A 16,284-nucleotide genomic window follows, 5' to 3' on the forward strand; every position below is an offset into this window, starting at 1 on the left:
GGAAGGCGAGCGGACATGGTCGGTGTATCCAATGGTGCCTCCGCGGGGAAGAGCACGTCGGCACCCCTGACTCCCGTCCTGACGAAGCGCTGGCTGTCGCCGCGCTCGTGGACGCTGAAGACCTACGAGCAGTTGGAGGGGTACACGGCGCTGCGCAAGGCGCTCAAGGCCCACCCCGACCAGCTGATCCAGCAGTGCAAGGACTCCGGGCTGCGCGGTCGCGGCGGCGCGGGCTTCCCCACCGGCCTGAAGTGGGGCTTCATCCCGCAGGGCGACGGCAAGCCGCACTACCTCGTCATCAACGCCGACGAGGGCGAGCCGGGCACCTGCAAGGACATCCCGCTGATGATGGCGGACCCGCACTCGCTGATCGAGGGCATCATCATCACCTCGTACGCGATCCGGGCGAACTTCGCCGCGATCTACGTGCGCGGCGAGGTGCTGCACGTGATCCGCCGGCTGCACGCGGCCGTGCGCGAGGCGTACGAGGCGGGCTACCTGGGCAAGGACATCCTCGGCTCGGGCTTCGACCTCGACGTGGTCGTGCACGCGGGCGCGGGCGCCTACATCTGCGGCGAGGAGACGGCGCTGCTGGACTCGCTGGAGGGCAAGCGCGGCCAGCCCCGGCTCAAGCCGCCGTTCCCGGCGACCGCCGGCCTGTACGCCTCGCCGACCGTGGTGAACAACGTCGAGACGATCGCCAGCGTGCCCTACATCGTCAACGGCGGCGCGGACTGGTTCCGCACCATGGGCCGCGAGCGCTCGCCGGGCCCGAAGATCTTCTCGCTGTCCGGCCACGTGGAGCGCCCCGGCCAGTACGAGGCCCCGATGGGCGTCACGCTGCGGGAGCTGCTCGACCTGGCGGGCGGCATGAAGGACGGCATCCCGCTGAAGTTCTGGACGCCGGGCGGCTCGTCCACCCCGCTGTTCACCGCCGACCACCTGGACGTGCCGCTCGACTTCGAGGGCGCGGCCGAGGCCGGTTCGATGCTGGGCACCACCGCGTTGCAGATCTTCAACGAGACGGTGTCCGTGCCGTGGGCGGTCATGAAGTGGACCGAGTTCTACAAGCACGAGTCGTGCGGCAAGTGCACGCCCTGCCGCGAGGGCACCTACTGGTTGGTCCAGATCCTGCAGCGCATGGTGGCGGGCAACGGCACGGCCAGTGACATCGACACGCTGCTGGACGTCTGCGACAACATCCTGGGCCGCTCGTTCTGCGCCCTCGGCGACGGTGCGGTCAGCCCGATCACCAGCGGCATCAAGTACTTCAAGCACGAGTTCCTGGCTCTGTGCGACCAGAACTCGGCCAAGAACAAGGACGCAGCAGCCCTGGCGGGAGCAAGCGCATGACGGTCGAAGCCACTGCCCCTGAACAGAAGGCCGAGCTGGTGGTCCCCGAGGGCCACGTGAAGCTCGTCATCGACGGCGTGGAGGTCGTCGCGCCCAAGGGCGAGCTGCTGATCCGCACCGCGGAGCGGCTCGGCACCGTCATCCCGCGCTTCTGCGACCACCCGCTGCTGGAGCCCGCGGGCGCCTGCCGGCAGTGCCTGGTCGAGGTGGAGATGGGCGGCCGGCCGATGCCGAAGCCGCAGGCCTCCTGCACGATGACGGTCGCCGACGGCATGGTCGTCAAGACGCAGCTGACCTCGCCGGTGGCCGACAAGGCGCAGCAGGGCGTGATGGAGCTGCTGCTCATCAACCACCCGCTGGACTGCCCGATCTGCGACAAGGGCGGCGAGTGCCCGCTGCAGAACCAGGCGCTGGCGCACGGCCGCTCGGACTCGCGGTTCCACGAGCACAAGCGGACGTTCCCGAAGCCGATCCCGATCTCGACGCAGGTCCTGCTGGACCGCGAGCGGTGCGTGCTGTGCCAGCGCTGCACGCGGTTCTCCGCGCAGATCGCCGGCGACCCGTTCATCGAGCTGCTGGAGCGCGGCTCGCAGCAGCAGATCGGTGTCGCGCAGGAGAAGCCGTTCCAGTCCTACTTCTCCGGCAACACGATCCAGATCTGCCCGGTGGGCGCGCTGACCAGCGCCGCGTACCGGTTCCGCGCCCGGCCGTTCGACCTGATGTCCACGCCGGGCGTGTGCGAGCACTGCTCGTCGGGCTGCTCGACGCGCACCGACTGGCGGCGCGGCAAGGTGCAGCGCCGGCTGGCGGGCGACGCGCCCGAGGTCAACGAGGAGTGGACCTGCGACAAGGGCCGCTTCGCGTTCAACTACGCCACCGCGGGCGACCGCGTCCGCCGCCCGCTGGTGCGCGACAAGGCCAGCGGCGAGCTGCGCGAGTCGTCCTGGACCGAGGCGCTGCAGTACGCCGCCGAGGGCCTGGCGAAGGCGCGTGCCGGCAAGGGCGTCGGCGTGCTGGCCGGCGGTCGCCTCACCGTCGAGGACGCCTACGCGTACTCGAAGTTCGCCCGGATCGCGTTGCGCACCAACGACGTCGACTTCCGCGCCCGCGCCCACTCGGCGGAGGAGCTGGAGTTCCTGACCGGCGCGGTCCTCGGCACGAACCCCGACAACGGCGGCGTCACCTACGCGGGCATCGAGTCCGCGCCGGCCGCGCTGCTGGTCGCGTTCGAGCCGGAGGAGGAGTCGCCGATCGTGTTCCTGCGGCTGCGCAAGGCGGCCCGCACGAACCGGACGAAGGTCTACCACCTGGGCCAGTACACGACGCCCGCGGTGGAGAAGACGAACGGCGTGCTGCTCGCGTGCGTGCCCGGCAGCGAGCCGTCGGCGATCAACGCGCTGCCCGAGCACGCCGCCGACGTGGTCGAGGAGCTGGCGAAGCCGGGTTCGGTGATCCTGGTCGGCGAGCGCGCCGCCGAGGTGCCGGGCCTGTTCTCCGCGGTGGCCGCGCTGGCGGAGCGGACCGGCGCGAAGCTCGCCTGGATCCCGCGCCGCGCCGGTGAGCGCGGCGCGCTGGAGGCAGGTCTGCTGCCGACGTTGCTGCCGGGCGGTCGCCTGGTCGGCGACGAGGCGGCCCGCGCCGAGGTCGAGCAGGCGTGGGGCCTGGAGCCGGGCGCGCTGCCCGCGAAGGCCGGCCGCGACACCGACGGCATCCTGACCGCCGCCGCGAGCGGTGGGCTGGACGCGCTGGTCGTCGGCGGTGTCGACCCGTTCGACCTGCCGGACCCGGCGCTGGCCGAGCGCGCGTTGGACTTCGCCGGTTTCGTGGTCAGCCTGGAGCTGCGGCACAGCGCGGTCACCGCGCACGCCGACGTGGTCCTCCCGGTCGCGCCCGCGGTGGAGAAGGCGGGCAGCTACCTGAACTGGGAAGGCCGCCCGCGCCCCTTCAGCACCACGATCGAGGGCACCGGCGCGCTGTCGGACGGCCGGGTGCTCGACACGCTCGCCGTGGAGATGGACGCGGACCTGTTCACGCAGACCCCGGCCGCCGCCGCGGCGGACCTGGCGAGGCTGGGCTCCGCCCCGGTGACGGCGTCCGCGCCGACCGTGCCCGCGCCGCTCCTCACGCAGCCCAAGGCCGGCGAGGCCGTGCTCGCGACCTGGCGCAGGCTCCTGGACAACGGGTCGTTGCAGGACGACGAGCCGAACCTGGCGGGCACCGCGCGCCCGGTGGTGGCCAAGCTGTCGGTCGCCACCGCCGCGCACCTGGGTGTCGAACTCGGTGGCGAGATCACCGTCTCCACCGATCGGGGCGAGGTGGTGCTGCCGGTCGAGGCGGCCGACCTGCCCGACGGCGTCGTGTGGCTGCCCGGCAACTCGGGTGCGGTCACCGTGCGGCGCAACCTCGCCGCCGGCCACGGCTCAGTGGTGGCCGTCTCTCGGTTCGTCACGGGCTCCGCCGAGAAGATCGCGTCGCCCGCTGGAGGCAAGGCATGAGCACCGCGGAACTCCTCGCCGACGATCCGTTCTGGCTGATCGTCGTCAAGGTCGTCGGCATCTTCGCGTTCCTCGTGGTCATGACGCTGTTCATGATCAACTGGGAGCGCAAGGTCGTGGCCCGGATGCAGCAGCGCCCCGGGCCCAACCGGGTCGGCCCGAACGGCTGGCTCCAGTCGCTCGCCGACGGCCTGAAGCTCGCGTTCAAGGAGGACATCCGCCCGGTCCTGGCCGACAAGTGGGTGTTCTTCCTCGCGCCGGTGATCTCCTGCATCCCCGCGTTCGTCGCCTTCTCGGTGATCCCGCTGGGCGGCGAGGTCTCCATCTTCGGCGAGCGCACCGCGTTGCAGCTGGTCGACCTGCCGGTCGGCGTGCTGGTCGTGCTGGCCTGCTCCTCGCTCGGCGTCTACGGCATCGTGCTGTCGGGCTGGGCGTCCGGCTCGCCGTACCCGCTGCTGGGCGCGCTGCGCTCGGCCGCGCAGGTGATCTCCTACGAGATCGCGATGGGCCTGTCGATCGTCGCGGTCGTCATGCACTCGCACTCGCTGTCCACCGCCGACATCGTCGACGCGCAGAGCGGCGGCTGGTACTTCTACCTGCTGCCGGTCAGCTTCCTGATCTACGTCACGTCGATGGTCGGCGAGACCAACCGCGCGCCGTTCGACCTCCCCGAGGCCGAGTCGGAGCTGGTCGGCGGCTTCCACACCGAGTACAGCTCGCTGAAGTTCGCGCTGTTCTTCCTCGCCGAGTACGTCAACATGGTGACCGTCTCCGCGCTGGCCACCACGCTGTTCCTGGGCGGCTGGCGGTTCCCGTTCGTCGGGGACGACCACCTGCTCAACAGCGGCTGGTTCGGCCTGCTGTGGTTCGTGGTCAAGACGCTCGGCTTCCTGTTCCTGTTCATCTGGCTGCGCGGCACGCTGCCCCGCCTGCGCTACGACCAGTTCATGCGGCTGGGCTGGAAGTTCCTGGTCCCGATCGCCCTGGTCTGGTTCGTCGCGGTGGCGGTCGCCCGCTACCTGCGCCAGGAGTGGGAGGCCAACAGCGGCCTGGACACCAGCACGGCGCTGATCGTGATCGGCGGTTTCCTCGCCGCGGTGCTGCTGATCGCGTTCCTGCTGCCCGACAAGCGGGAACCGCACGACCCCGACGCCGTGCCGGTCACCGGTGGCGGCTACCCGGTGCCGCCGCTGGACCTGAAGGTCCCGCAGTCGCCACCCCGCAGGCAGGTGCGGGTGGCCGAGCTGCCCGGCGCCGAGAACCAGACGCAGGAACCGGCCGCGGTACCCGCAGCTTCACACAAGGAGGCCAGCGATGGGCGTGTTTGATCCCGTCAAGGGCTTCGGCGTCACCTTCGGCACGATGTTCAAGAAGGTCGTCACCGAGGAGTACCCCGAGGTCAAGAAGGTCACCGCGCCGCGGTTCCACGGCCGCCACCAGCTCAACCGGCACCCGGACGGGCTGGAGAAGTGCGTCGGCTGCGAGCTGTGCGCGTGGGCGTGCCCGGCGGACGCGATCTTCGTCGAGGGCGGCGACAACACCGAGGACGAGCGCTACTCGCCCGGTGAGCGCTACGGCAAGGACTACCAGATCAACTACCTGCGGTGCATCGGCTGCGGCCTGTGCATCGAGGCCTGCCCGACCCGCTCGCTCACCATGACCAACTCCTACGAGCTGGCCGACGACGACCGCCAGAAGCTGATCTTCACCAAGGAGGACCTGCTCGCGCCCCTGCTGTCCGGCATGGAGCAGCCGCCGCACCCCATGCGGCTGGGCGAGAACGAGCAGGACTACTACGTGGACGGCCCGAGGTTGGCGCGCGAGGCGGGCGTGCCCGCCGGCGCGACCGTGGAGACCGGGCCCGAGGAGGCGGGGAAGTGAGCCTCTCGTTCCTGCTCCAGCAGCCCGACGAGGTGCAGCGGGTGGTCGACACCGTCACCACCGGCGAGGCGGTCGCGTTCTGGGTCCTCGGCCCGCTGGCCCTCGCCGGCGCGCTGGGCATGCTCTTCGCGCGCAACGCCGTGCACTCGGCGCTGTGGCTGGTGCTCACCATGCTCAGCCTCGGCGTGCTCTACATGGTCCAGCAGGCGCCGTTCCTCGGCTTCGTGCAGATCATCGTCTACACCGGCGCGATCATGATGCTGTTCCTGTTCGTGCTGATGCTGGTCGGCCGGGACAGCTCCGACTCGGTCGTCGAGGTGCTGCGCGGGCAGCGGCTCGCGGCGGCGGTCATCGGCGTCGGCTTCGCCGGCCTCGTGGTCGCCTCGGTCGCCCGCGCGCTGACCGACGTCGAACCGGTCGGCCTGGCCGCGCAGAACACGCAGAACGGCGGCAACGTCGCCAACATCGGCGAGGCGCTGTTCACCGACTACCTGTTCCCGTTCGAGCTGACGTCGGCGCTGCTGATCACCGCGGCGGTCGGGGCCATGGTGCTCGCGTTCACCTCGCGCACCGGCAAGGACGCGAAGAAGACCCAGAAGCAGCTGGTCGAGGAGCGCTTCCGCGGCGACCGCCCCGGCTCGCTGCCCGGCCCCGGCGTGTTCGCCACCGCCAACTCGGTGGCCACGCCCGCCCTGCTGCCGGACGGCTCGGTCGCCGCCGAGTCCCTGTCCGAGCTGATCGAGACGACCGCCAAGGAAACTCTCGAGGACGACGTCGCGGAGGTGTCCGGCAGCGGGCACCAGGCCGACGCGCACGCGCTCAAGGGAGAGTCGTCGTGACCCCTACGTACTACCTGCTGCTGTCCGCGCTGCTGTTCAGCCTCGGCGCGGTCGGCGTTCTGGTGCGGCGCAACGCCATCGTGGTGTTCATGTGCGTCGAGCTCATGCTCAACGCGGTGAACCTCAGCCTGGTCACGTTCGCCCGGATCAACGGCGGGCTCGACGGCCAGGTGATGGCGTTCTTCGTGATGGTCGTCGCGGCGGCCGAGGTCGTGGTCGGTCTGACGATCATCATGGCGATCTTCAAGACCCGTCGCTCGGCCTCGGTCGACGACTCCAACCTGCTGAAGTACTGAGAGGTCGACGGTGACGGAAACTGTTGCCGCCAGCGGGATCGGCAGTCTCGCCTGGTTGTTGCTAGCCCTGCCGGCCTTCGGCGCGCTCGTGCTGCTGTTGGGTGGCAAGCGCACCGACAAGTGGGGCCACCTGCTGGGCTGCGCCACCGTGATCGCCGCGTTCGCGTACGGGGTCGCGCTGTTCTTCGACACGCTCGGCCTGGACCCGGAGCAGCGCAGCACCGAGGTGCACCTGTTCGACTGGATCCCGGTCGGCGCGCTGGACGTGGAGTTCGGGCTGCGCCTCGACCCGCTGTCGCTGACGTTCGTGCTGCTGATCACCGGTGTCGGGTCGCTGATCCACATCTACTCGATCGGCTACATGGCGCACGAGGCCGGGCGGCGGAAGTTCTTCGGCTACCTGAACCTCTTCGTCGCCGCGATGCTGCTGCTGGTGCTCGGCAACGGCTTCGTGACGCTGTACTTCGGCTGGGAGGGCGTCGGCCTCGCGTCGTACCTGCTCATCGGCTGGTACCAGCACAAGCCGGAGGCCGCGTCGGCCGCGAAGAAGGCGTTCCTGATGAACCGGGTCGGCGACCTGGGTCTGGCGATCGCCATCTTCATCATGTTCAAGACGCTGGGCACGACCCAGTACACCGAGGTGTTCGCCCGGGTCGGGGAGTTCTCCTCGGCCGAGGTGCTGGCGATCACCTTGCTGCTGCTGCTCGGCGCGTGCGGCAAGTCGGGCCAGTTCCCGCTGCAGGCGTGGTTGCCGGACGCGATGGCGGGCCCCACGCCGGTCTCCGCCCTCATCCACGCGGCCACGATGGTCACCGCGGGCGTGTACCTGATCGCCCGCTCGAACCCGATCTACAACCTCTCGGCCGACGGCCGCCTGGTCGTGATGATCATCGGTGGCGTGACGCTGCTGATCGGGTGCGTCATCGGCTGCGCGTACGACGACTTCAAGAAGGTGCTGGCCTACTCGACGGTCAGCCAGATCGGCTACATGATCCTGGCCGTCGGCCTCGGCCCCATCGGCTACGCGCTGGGCATCATGCACCTGCTCACGCACGGCTTCTTCAAGGCCGGGCTCTTCCTCGGCGCCGGTTCGGTCATGCACGGCATGAACGACGAGGGCAACATCCGCCGCATGGGCGGGCTGATGAAGAAGATGCCGATCACCTTCGTCACCTGGACGCTCGGCTACCTGGCGCTCATCGGCTTCCCGTTCCTGTCCGGCTACTTCTCCAAGGACGCCATCATCGCGGCGGCGTTCAGCATGGAGGGGTGGCGCGGCTGGGTCTTCGGCGGCGTGGCCGCCCTCGGCGCGGCCCTGACCGCGTTCTACATGACCCGCCTGTTCGTCCTGGTGTTCCTGGGCAAGCCCCGCTACACCGAGCTGAAGTCGGCCGACGGCCGCGACTACCACCCGCACGAGTCGCCGGTGAGCATGACGCTGCCGATGATCGTGCTGGCGGTCGGCTCGGTCGGCGCGGGCTGGTTCTTCTCCTCCGGCCACAACCTGGCCGGCTGGCTCACCCCGTCGCTGGGCGAGCTGCAGGAGCAGCACGGCGTGCTGGACCACGGCGTGGTCAACATCCTGGTGCTGGCCCTGTCGGCGCTCGGCGCCGCGCTCGGCTTCCTGCTCTTCCTGCGCCGTGAGCAGCCGGTGGAACGGCCGGCACGGGTGTCGTTCCCGGTCCGCGCCGCGCGCGCCGACCTGTACGGCAACGCGCTCAACGAAGCGCTGTTCGCGCGGCCGGGCACCTGGCTCACCCGCGCGCTGGTGTTCGTGGACAACAAGGGCGTCGACGGCCTGGTGAACGGGTCGGCGGCGCTGCTCGGCGGTAGCTCGGGCCGGCTGCGCAGGCTGCAGACCGGGTTCGTGCGCTCGTACGCGCTCTCCATGCTCCTGGGTGCGGTCTTCGTCCTGGGCGCGCTGCTGATGGTGAGGTTCTCGTGAGCTGGACGCTGATCGCGCTGCTCCTGCTGCCGCTCGTCGGCAGCCTGGTGGTGGCGTTCCTGCGGGGCAACGACCGGTTGGCCAAGACGGTCGCGCTGGCGTTCTCGCTGGCGGAGCTGGTGCTGGCGGTGCTGGCGTGGACGGCGTTCGACCCGGGCGGCGACCGGCTGCAGCTGACCAGCTCGGCCGAGTGGATCCCGGCCTTCGGCGTGCACCTGTCGTTCGGCGTGGACGGCATCGCGCTGGTGATGATCGCGCTGATCGCCTTCCTGGTGCCGGTCGTCATCGGCGGTTCGTGGGCGGACAAGCTGCCCGAGGGCCGCAGCGCCGGCGGGTTCTTCGCGCTGCTGCTGGCCATGCAGACCGGCATGGTCGGCGTCTTCGCGGCCACCGACGTGTTCGTGTTCTACGTCTTCTTCGAGGCCGTGCTCGTCCCGATGTACTTCCTGATCGGCCGCTTCGGCGGGCCGAACCGGCAGTACGCGGCGATGAAGTTCTTCCTGTACTCGCTGCTCGGCGGCCTGATCATGCTGGCCTCGGTGATCGGCCTGTACGTGGTCAGCGCGGACAAGATCGGCCAGGGCACGCTCGACTGGGCCACGCTGGTCACGATCACCCGCGACCTGCCGCTGTCCACCCAGATCTGGCTGTTCCTCGGCTTCTTCGTCGCGTTCGCGATCAAGGCGCCGCTGGTGCCGCTGCACACCTGGCTGCCCGACGCCGGCGCCGAGGCGCCCGTCGGCGCGGGCGTGCTGCTGGTCGGCATCCTGGACAAGATCGGCACGTTCGGGTTCCTGCGCTACTGCCTGCCGCTGTTCCCGGCGGCCAGCAAGGAGCTCGCGCCGCTGGTCTTGGTCCTGGCCGTGGTCGGCATCCTGTACGGCTCGCTGCTCGCGGTCGGCCAGTCCGACCTGAAGCGGTTCGTCGCCTACACCTCGATCGCGCACTTCGGCTTCATCGCGCTGGGCATCTTCGCGTTCAGCTCGCAGGCCGGCACCGGCGCGGTGCTCTACATGGTCAACCACGGCATCTCGACCGGCATGTTGTTCCTGGTCGTCGGCATGGTGATGGCCCGCGGCGGGTCGCGACTGATCGAGGACTACGGCGGCATGGCCAAGCTGACCCCCGTGCTCGGCGGGCTGTTCTTCGTGGCCGGCCTCTCGTCGCTGGCGCTGCCGGGCACCAACTCGTTCGTGAGCGAGTTCCTGGTGCTCATCGGCTCCTACCCGAACGAGCCGGTCTACACGATCCTGGCCGCCGTCGGCATGGTCCTGGCCGCGCTGTACGTCCTGTGGCTGTACCAGCGGGTGTTCCAGGGTCCGGTGCGCGGCACCGCGATGCTGAACCTCGTCGGCGGCCCGGGTGCGGCCGTCGACCCGGAGAAGGCCGCCGTGCCCGACCTGAACAAGCGCGAACTGGCCGTGCTCGCGCCGCTGGTGGCACTGATCCTGGTGCTCGGCTTCTACCCGAAGCCGGTGTTGGACGTGATCACCCCGTCCGTCGGGGCGACGCTCAGCGAGGTCGGGGTGGCCGACCCGGTCGCGCAGGAAGGCAAGTGACGTGACGACGTTCCTCTCGCAAGTGGAGCGGCTGCAAGCCCCGGAGATCGACTACGGGGCCGTCGCACCGTTGCTGATCGTCCTCGGCGCGGCCTGCCTCAGCGTGCTCTTCGAGGCGTTCCTGCCCAAGGCGCAGCGGTGGGCGGCGCAGGTCGTGCTGACCCTGCTCACCCTCGCCGCCGCAGGCGCCGGGCTGGTGTTGCACGCGTCCGCCGAGAGCACCCTCGAACAGGGCAAGCTGACCCTCTCGGGCACGATCGCGGTCGACCGCCCGGTGATCTTCCTGTGGGGCACGCTGCTGCTGCTCGGTCTCGGCGCCGTGCTGCTCATCGCGGACCGGTCGGTCGAGCCGGGCGGCGCGTTCGTCGCGGACGCCTCGATCCTGCCCGGCTCGCCGGTGGGGGTGCGCGAGCAGCTGCGCCGCCGGGAGATGCAGACCGAGGTGTTCCCGCTGACGCTGTTCGCGCTCGGCGGGATGATGACCTTCGTCGCGGCGAACGACCTGCTCACCATGTTCATCGCGCTGGAAGTGCTGTCGCTGCCGCTGTACCTGATGTGCGGCCTGGCCCGCCGTCGCCGCCTGCTGTCGCAGGAGGCCGCGGTGAAGTACTTCCTGCTCGGCGCGTTCGCGTCGGCGTTCTTCCTCTACGGCGTGGCCCTGCTGTACGGCTTCGCGGGCTCCGTGAAGCTGTCCGACATCGCCACCGCGACCACGGCCAACGACCGGTCCGACACGCTGCTCTACGCGGGCTTCGGCCTGCTCATCGTCGGCCTGCTGTTCAAGGCCTCGGTCGGCCCGTTCCACGCCTGGACCCCGGACGTCTACCAGGGCGCGCCGACCCCGGTCACGGCGTTCATGGCGGCGTGCACGAAGGTCGCCGCGTTCGGCGGCATCCTGCGCGTGCTCTACGGCGCGTTCGAGCGGTCGAGCTGGGAGTGGAACGGCGTGCTGTGGGGCGTGGCCATCGCGTCCATGCTGATCGGCGCGGTCCTCGGCCTCACCCAGACCGACGTGAAGCGGATGATCGCGTACTCGTCGGTGGCGCACGCGGGCTTCCTGCTCATCGGCGTGATCTCGCTGAACGACCAGGGCCTGTCCGGCACGATGTTCTACCTGATGGCGTACGGCTTCACCACGATCGCCGCGTTCGGCATCGTCAGCCTCGTGCGCAACGGCGACGGCGAGGCCACCCACCTGTCCCAGTGGGCGGGTCTGGCCAAGCGGTCGCCGGTCGTGGCGGGCGTGTTCACGTTCCTGCTGCTCGCGCTGGCCGGTCTGCCGCTGACCAGCGGTTTCGTCGGCAAGTTCGTGGTGTTCGCGGCGGCCGTGGAGGCCGAGATGGTGCCGCTGGTGGTGATCGCCCTGGTGGCCTCGGCCGTGGCGGCGTTCTTCTACCTGCGGGTGATCGTGCTGATGTACTTCAGCGAGCCGGCGGCGGACGGCCCGACGGTGAGCGTGCCCGGCGCGTTCACGACCGTGGCCATCACCCTGGGTGCGGCGATCACGCTCGTGCTCGGCGTGTACCCGTCGTTCGCCCTCGATTGGGCGGGTGCCGGCGCGTTCATCTTCTAGTGGTACGTAGGCTCTGTAGCCGTGACCAGTAGCGAGCGGGCGGGGACGGGGTTCCGGTTTTCGGACCCCGTGCTCGCGGAGGTGGTTCAGGACGGGCTGGCCGAGGTGGAGGAGCTGCTGCACAAGGTCGTGCAGAGCGAGTTCCACCCGGTGATGGAGACGTCCCTGCACCTGGTGTCCGCGGGCGGCAAGCGCATCCGCCCGCTGTTCACCATCCTGTCCGCCCAGTTCGGCGGCACGTGGGACCGGGAGAGCGTGATCAAGGCGGCGGCGGTCGTCGAGCTGACCCACCTGGCCACGCTGTACCACGACGACGTGATGGACGAGGCCACCATGCGCCGCGGCGCGGCGTCGGCCAACGCGAAGTGGGACAACAGCATCGCGATCCTCACCGGCGACTACCTGTTCGCGCACGCGTCGGCGCTGGTCGCGGACCTGGGCACGGGTGCGGCGCGGATCATCGCGGAGACGTTCTCCGAGCTGGTGACCGGCCAGATGCGCGAGACGATGGGCCCGCGGCCCGGCGAGGACCCCGTCTCGCACTACCTGACCACGATCTCGGAGAAGACGGGTTCGCTGATCGCCACCGCGGCCCGGTTCGGGGCGATGTTCTCCGACGTCACGCCGGAGCAGGTCGAGGCGCTGCGCGCGTACGGCGACGTGATCGGGGCGGCGTTCCAGATCTCCGACGACGTCATCGACATCGCCTCGCCGTCGGAGGAGTCGGGCAAGACACCCGGCACGGACCTGCGCGAGGGCGTGCGCACGCTGCCCATGCTCTACGCGCTGGAGGACGAGCCGGACTCTCGGCTGGCCAAGCTGCTGGCCGCCCCGATCACCGACGACGCCGAGGTGGACGAGGCCCTGGCCCTGCTCCGCGACTCCTCCGGCCTCCAGCGGGCCCGCGCCACCCTGGACGACTACGCCTCCCGCGCCCGCGCCACCCTGGACGTCCTGCCCGCCGGCACGGCCCGCGACGCCCTGGCCTCCGTGAGCGACTACGTCGTCACCCGCTCCCACTAACCCGCGCGTGTCCTACGTTCGGAACGCGCGTGTCCTACATTCCGGTACCCCGAGTTGAACGCTCAGAACACACCCACCCTGTTCTGAGCGTTCAACTCGCGTGTGCTGAGCGTTGGACACGCGCGTTCCGAACGTAGGACACGCGGGTCAGGGGTGGTGGCGGCGGGTGCGGATGGTGTCGGCGGTGAAGACGAGCAGGGCGGCCCAGACCAGGGCGAAGCCGAACCAGCGCGACGCGGGCATCGGCTCGCGCATCACGAACACGCCCCACGCGAACTGGAGCACGGGCGCCAGGTACTGGAGCATGCCCATGGTCACCAGCGGCACGAGCCGGGCGCCCGCGCCGAACAGGATCAGCGGGACCGCGGTGACCAGCCCGGCTGACGCCAGCCACAGCGCGTGACCCCAGCCGCCCGAGTGGAACGTCCCCGCCGGGCCCAGCCAGACCAGGTAGCCGACCGCGATCGGGGCCAGCACGATGCTCTCCGCGGTCAGGCTGGCCGTCGCGTCCAGCGGCACGGTCTTCTTCAGCAGCCCGTACACGCCGAACGAGCAGGCCAGCACCAGCGAGATCCACGGCAGCCTGCCGTAGTCCACCGCCAGCACGACGACCGCGGCCACCGCGATGGCCAGGGCTGCGTACTGCGGCAGGCGCAGCCGTTCCCGCAGCACGACCACCCCGAGCAGCACGCTCACCAGCGGGTTGATGAAGTAGCCGAGCGCGGCTTCGACGACGTGCGAGGTGTTGACCGCGTGGATGTAGACGCCCCAGTTGACCGCGATGAGCACGGACGCGGCGGCGACCATCGCCCAGCCGCGCGCCGACAGCCCTCGGATGCCCGCCCAACGGCCGAGCACCGCGGTCACGATCACCATCACGACCAGCGACCAGGCGATCCGGTGTGCCAGGATCTCCACCGAACCGGCCGGCTGCAGCAGCGGCCAGTACGCGGGCACGATGCCCCAGAGGAGGTAGGCGCCGACGCCGAACGCCATGCCGCGGTTCGTGCGGTCGACTTCCGTCGGGGCAGCGGAGGCAGAGGTCAACGGCGGCACACGGGCTACTGTACGCGGCCGTTTTGGCTGGTCAGTTGCTCCGGGTGGCCTACTATCGAACCCTGGTCACAGGTCCGGCCGGCCCCACGCGCCGGACCCGGCGGTCAGGGTAGTTTTGCACCGCTTCCCCTACCGGGTGAAGGCTCGGAAGCGGAGCGTGTCGGGGTGTGACAAGCAGCAGTGGGAGGGTCTCCCGTGAGTTCGCTCTTCGGGCAGGTGTGGCTGTGGAGCCTGCTGTCCTTCGTGGCCGGCGTCGCCCTCACCTGGCTGGTTCTGGTGCGTCCGGCCAAGCGGGAGCTGGAAGACCTGGAGGAACGCCTCCTCACGTCGCCGCGCCCCGCCACCGGTTCGACCTCGGCCGCCGCGGTCGCGCCGAGGGCCGACGCGGGTGACGAGTTCGACAACTGGCACGTCGAGGCGTCCCGGTCGCTGGCCGACGACGTGCTGACACCGGACCCGCCCCGTCACGAGCCCGCCGCCGCCGAGCGCGCCCGGTTCGACGCGCCGGCCGAGCCGGTCCGGTACGACGTGACGAACATGAAGCTGGACCAGCGCGACTCGCTGCTGGAGGAGCTGGACGACGAGCACCGGCCGTTGTCCGACTTCGAGGAGCAGCACGACTTCCCCGAGCACGAGGCCGAGCCGCCGCGCAGCCTGTTCGAGCGGTTGGCGCCGGGCGAGGACACCCGGGAGACGCTGGAGCCCAAGCCCCGCCCCCGGCCGTACCGGTCCGACGACGAGCCCGAGCTGCCCGCCGAGGCGACGCACCTGATGCCCGCGGTGCCCGCCGCGCCGGTCGCCGAGGTCGCGCCGCGCCAGGACGAGCCGACCGCGCCGCCGGAGGTGGAGGTCTTCCAGCCGCGCGAGGTGTGGCGCGAGGAGCCCGTCCAGGAGGTCTACGACGAGGACGTGGACACCGCCGGCCGCGAGGAGGAGGACGAGCCGGAACGCGCGCCGCGCTCCACCGAGCAGACGGCGCTCATCCCGGCCACCGCGTTGGCGCAGGCCATCGCCGAGGTGGACGGCGAGCAGCGGCGCGCCGAGGAGCCCGAGCCGCAGGTGTGGCCCGAGCACGACCTGACCGGCCACTTCGCGCCGGTGGACGTCGAGTCGGCGCGTGGTGAGCTGTCCGAGCCGGTCACGCGCCCGACCCCCAGCGACGAGGCGTTCCTGGACCACCTGTCGCGCAACGACCCGCGCAAGACCGACACGGCCCAGAACGAGACGCGGCACGACGAGACGCGGCACGACGACGTGTGGCACGACGACGTGCGGCCGACCAGGGAGAGCGAGGCGCTGACCGAGGTGCGCCCGGTCGACCCGCAACTGCTCGAACCTCGCCCGGCCGAGCCTCACCAGGCCGAGCCCCACCAGGCCGAGCCCGCCACGCGTCCGGCCGACGAGGTCCACGAGGAAGAAGGCCCGCACACCGACGTCATCCGCGCGGTCGTCGATCCCGCGCCGGTGGAGCCGAAGCCCGAGGTCGCCGAGCCGCAGCCGGAGCCCGAGCCCGCCGTCGCGCAAGCGGCCACGCCCGATCCCGACGCGGAGCCCGAGGTGGCGGAGCCGCCGGCGTTCGAGCCGACGTTCGTCCCGCAGCCGGCCGAGCAGCCCCTGCCCGCCCGGTCGGCCGACAAGGCCGCGGCGCCCAAGGCCGAGCCGAAGAAGGACGAGCCCGCCCGGCCGCGCAGCCTGTTCGAGCCGCTGGAGGACGACGGGGAGCCGGAGCCGGAGCGGCCCCGCCCGGCGGCGGCCTCGTCCGGCAACGACCAGCCGTTCGTGCCGACGCTGTCGCCCGAGCTGCTGGCCGGCAACCCGCTGCCGATGAACCCGACCGGGACCGGCCTGCCGCAACGGCCCACCCGACCCGCCGGCGCGCCGCGCACCCCCTCGCCCGCGCCGCTCGCGCCGAAGCCGATCACGCCGCCGCCACCGCGCCCGGTGCGCCCGCGGCCCGTCGGGTTCAGCCCGAGCACCGGCGGCAGGCAGCCCGCACCGGCCAGCAGCCGCTTCCAGGGCCAGCAGGAGGGCTTCAACCCGCGCTCGCCGTTCGGCCCGGGTTCGGTGCTGCCGAAGTCCGACGGCCTGGCCCCCGCGCCGGAGTTCCAGGTCAAGGCGACCCTGACGGGCCGCCGGTATTTCACCGACGAGTCGGCGAACTTCCGCGAGACGCGCGCCGACGTCTGGTTCCGCACCACGTCGGACGCGGAGAAGGCGGGTTTCCGCCAGGCTCCGTAACCAGGCTCTTCCCTGGGGAGGGAAGC

General features: G+C 70.9%; 12 protein-coding genes. 11 read left to right on the forward strand and 1 reads right to left on the reverse strand.

The genetic code is table 11. The features are described from left to right. Window positions 1-15 precede the first annotated feature (15 nt). Genes nuoF through EDD40_RS25700 form a run of 10 tightly spaced genes read left to right on the forward strand, consistent with a single transcriptional unit; the run spans window position 16 to window position 12,964 of the window. A complete protein-coding gene (nuoF, locus tag EDD40_RS25655; RefSeq protein WP_123745205.1) occupies window positions 16-1,353 on the forward strand; it encodes an NADH-quinone oxidoreductase subunit NuoF in 1,338 nt (445 codons plus the stop codon). Beyond that, window positions 1,350-3,848, forward strand: coding sequence for an NADH-quinone oxidoreductase subunit G (locus EDD40_RS25660; protein ID WP_123745206.1), 2,499 nt, complete (start codon window positions 1,350-1,352; stop codon window positions 3,846-3,848). Before nuoF ends, EDD40_RS25660 begins: the two co-directional genes overlap by 4 nt. Continuing rightward, window positions 3,845-5,176 carry an NADH-quinone oxidoreductase subunit NuoH gene (nuoH, locus tag EDD40_RS25665; RefSeq protein WP_123745207.1) on the forward strand — a complete coding sequence of 444 codons (1,332 nt, stop codon included), beginning with the start codon at window positions 3,845-3,847 and terminating at the stop codon, window positions 5,174-5,176. The genes EDD40_RS25660 and nuoH overlap by 4 nt, the downstream gene beginning before the upstream one ends. Next, window positions 5,163-5,729 carry an NADH-quinone oxidoreductase subunit NuoI gene (nuoI, locus tag EDD40_RS25670; protein ID WP_123745208.1) on the forward strand — a complete coding sequence of 189 codons (567 nt, stop codon included), beginning with the start codon at window positions 5,163-5,165 and terminating at the stop codon, window positions 5,727-5,729. The genes nuoH and nuoI overlap by 14 nt, the downstream gene beginning before the upstream one ends. Continuing rightward, the gene (locus tag EDD40_RS25675; protein ID WP_246037811.1) at window positions 5,726-6,568 is read left to right on the forward strand and encodes an NADH-quinone oxidoreductase subunit J; all 843 of its coding nucleotides are present in this window, start codon (window positions 5,726-5,728) and stop codon (window positions 6,566-6,568) included. Before nuoI ends, EDD40_RS25675 begins: the two co-directional genes overlap by 4 nt. Then, window positions 6,565-6,864 carry an NADH-quinone oxidoreductase subunit NuoK gene (nuoK, locus tag EDD40_RS25680; RefSeq protein WP_053715303.1) on the forward strand — a complete coding sequence of 100 codons (300 nt, stop codon included), beginning with the start codon at window positions 6,565-6,567 and terminating at the stop codon, window positions 6,862-6,864. The genes EDD40_RS25675 and nuoK overlap by 4 nt, the downstream gene beginning before the upstream one ends. A gap of 10 nt (window positions 6,865-6,874) precedes the next feature. Beyond that, a complete protein-coding gene (gene nuoL / locus EDD40_RS25685; protein WP_425471255.1) occupies window positions 6,875-8,809 on the forward strand; it encodes an NADH-quinone oxidoreductase subunit L in 1,935 nt (644 codons plus the stop codon). Beyond that, entirely contained in the window at window positions 8,806-10,368 is a 1,563-nt protein-coding gene (locus EDD40_RS25690) for an NADH-quinone oxidoreductase subunit M (RefSeq protein WP_123745209.1), read from the forward strand. The genes nuoL and EDD40_RS25690 overlap by 4 nt, the downstream gene beginning before the upstream one ends. Window position 10,369: 1 nt before the next feature. After that, complete coding sequence (gene nuoN, locus EDD40_RS25695; RefSeq protein ID WP_123745210.1) at window positions 10,370-11,941, forward strand: NADH-quinone oxidoreductase subunit NuoN; 1,572 nt, start codon at window positions 10,370-10,372, stop codon at window positions 11,939-11,941. A gap of 21 nt (window positions 11,942-11,962) precedes the next feature. Beyond that, window positions 11,963-12,964: a polyprenyl synthetase family protein gene (locus EDD40_RS25700; RefSeq protein ID WP_123745211.1), complete on the forward strand. Its 1,002-nt coding sequence runs from the start codon at window positions 11,963-11,965 to the stop codon at window positions 12,962-12,964. A gap of 147 nt (window positions 12,965-13,111) precedes the next feature. Here the strand turns inward: EDD40_RS25700 and rarD are convergent, their stop codons facing one another. Beyond that, window positions 13,112-13,960: an EamA family transporter RarD gene (gene rarD, locus EDD40_RS25705; protein ID WP_123745212.1), complete on the reverse strand. Its 849-nt coding sequence runs from the start codon at window positions 13,958-13,960 to the stop codon at window positions 13,112-13,114. A gap of 255 nt (window positions 13,961-14,215) precedes the next feature. On the opposite strand from rarD, the gene EDD40_RS25710 reads away from it, so the two are divergent. Next, window positions 14,216-16,258 carry a sunset domain-containing protein gene (locus EDD40_RS25710; RefSeq protein WP_123745213.1) on the forward strand — a complete coding sequence of 681 codons (2,043 nt, stop codon included), beginning with the start codon at window positions 14,216-14,218 and terminating at the stop codon, window positions 16,256-16,258. Window positions 16,259-16,284 lie beyond the last annotated feature (26 nt).

The organism is Saccharothrix texasensis (assembly GCF_003752005.1).
Classification (GTDB): domain Bacteria; phylum Actinomycetota; class Actinomycetes; order Mycobacteriales; family Pseudonocardiaceae; genus Actinosynnema; species Actinosynnema texasense.

Excerpts from the sequence above, each read along its gene's own strand:
- EDD40_RS25660 (WP_123745206.1), top strand. The coding sequence starts at position 1,350 with ATGACGGTCGAAGCCACTGCCCCTGAACAGAAGGCCGAGCTGGTGGTC.
- nuoH (WP_123745207.1), top strand. The coding sequence starts at position 3,845 with ATGAGCACCGCGGAACTCCTCGCCGACGATCCGTTCTGGCTGATCGTC.
- rarD (WP_123745212.1), bottom strand. The coding sequence starts at position 13,960 with ATGGCGTTCGGCGTCGGCGCCTACCTCCTCTGGGGCATCGTGCCCGCG.
- nuoF (WP_123745205.1), top strand. The coding sequence starts at position 16 with ATGGTCGGTGTATCCAATGGTGCCTCCGCGGGGAAGAGCACGTCGGCA.
- nuoI (WP_123745208.1), top strand. The coding sequence starts at position 5,163 with ATGGGCGTGTTTGATCCCGTCAAGGGCTTCGGCGTCACCTTCGGCACG.